The organism is Streptomyces sp. NPDC025638, assembly GCF_055558775.1.
The window spans coordinates 1-1,847 of the sequence record NZ_JBVHLX010000067.1 but is presented as its reverse complement, the minus strand read 5'-3'; the positions used below and the strand labels follow the sequence as shown (position 1 = coordinate 1,847).

General features: G+C 56.8%; 1 rRNA gene. It reads right to left on the bottom strand.

Annotated elements, in window-relative coordinates:
• Positions 1-21 precede the first annotated feature (21 nt).
• Positions 22-1,847 (bottom strand): 23S ribosomal RNA (locus ACZ4EG_RS46585); the annotation flags it as partial.

Below are 1,847 nucleotides of genomic sequence, written 5' to 3'. Positions count from 1 at the left end.
ACACAGTGGACGCGAGCAACTGAGGACAAGCCCTCGGCCTATTAGTACCGGTCAACTCCACCAGTTACCTGGCTTCCATATCCGGCCTATCAACCCAGTCGTCTACTGGGAGCCTTACCCCATCAAGTGGGTGGGAGTCCTCATCTCGAAGCAGGCTTCCCGCTTAGATGCTTTCAGCGGTTATCCCTCCCGAACGTAGCCAACCAGCCATGCCCTTGGCAGAACAACTGGCACACCAGAGGTTCGTCCGTCCCGGTCCTCTCGTACTAGGGACAGCCCTTCTCAAGACTCCTACGCGCACAGCGGATAGGGACCGAACTGTCTCACGACGTTCTAAACCCAGCTCGCGTACCGCTTTAATGGGCGAACAGCCCAACCCTTGGGACCGACTCCAGCCCCAGGATGCGACGAGCCGACATCGAGGTGCCAAACCATCCCGTCGATATGGACTCTTGGGGAAGATCAGCCTGTTATCCCCGGGGTACCTTTTATCCGTTGAGCGACGGCGCTTCCACAAGCCACCGCCGGATCACTAGTCCCGACTTTCGTCCCTGCTCGACCCGTCGGTCTCACAGTCAAGCTCCCTTGTGCACTTACACTCAACACCTGATTGCCAACCAGGCTGAGGGAACCTTTGGGCGCCTCCGTTACTCTTTAGGAGGCAACCGCCCCAGTTAAACTACCCATCAGACACTGTCCCTGATCCGGATCACGGACCCAGGTTAGACATCCAGCACGACCAGACTGGTATTTCAACGACGACTCCACAACCACTGGCGTGGCTGCTTCAAAGTCTCCCAGCTATCCTACACAAGCCGAACCGAACACCAATATCAAACTGTAGTAAAGGTCCCGGGGTCTTTCCGTCCTGCTGCGCGAAACGAGCATCTTTACTCGTAGTGCAATTTCACCGGGCCTATGGTTGAGACAGTCGAGAAGTCGTTACGCCATTCGTGCAGGTCGGAACTTACCCGACAAGGAATTTCGCTACCTTAGGATGGTTATAGTTACCACCGCCGTTTACTGGCGCTTAAGTTCTCAGCTTCGCCCCACCGAAATGGAGCTAACCGGTCCCCTTAACGTTCCAGCACCGGGCAGGCGTCAGTCCGTATACATCGCCTTACGGCTTCGCACGGACCTGTGTTTTTAGTAAACAGTCGCTTCTCGCTGGTCTCTGCGGCCACCCCCAGCTCACCGAGTAAATCGGATCACCGGAGCTGGCCCCCCTTCTCCCGAAGTTACGGGGGCATTTTGCCGAGTTCCTTAACCATAGTTCACCCGAACGCCTCGGTATTCTCTACCTGACCACCTGAGTCGGTTTAGGGTACGGGCCGCCATGAAACTCGCTAGAGGCTTTTCTCGACAGCATAGGATCATCCACTTCGCCACAATCGGCTCGGCATCAGGTCTCAGACACATGAGCGGCGGATTTGCCTACCACTCGTCCTACACCCTTACCCCGGGACAACCACCGCCCGGGATGGACTACCTTCCTGCGTCACCCCATCACTCACCTACTAACCGCTTGGTCCGGCGGCTCCACCACTCCCCTCAACTCCGAAGAGATCAGGGCGGCTTCACGGCCTTAGCATCACGATGCTCGATGTTTGACGCTTCACAGCGGGTACCGGAATATCAACCGGTTATCCATCGACTACGCCTGTCGGCCTCGCCTTAGGTCCCGACTTACCCTGGGCAGATCAGCTTGACCCAGGAACCCTTAGTCAATCGGCGCAAACGTTTCTCACGTTTGTATCGCTACTCATGCCTGCATTCTCACTCGTCAACCGTCCACAACTACCTTCCGGTGCTGCTTCACCCGGCAGACGACGCTCCCCTACCCATCA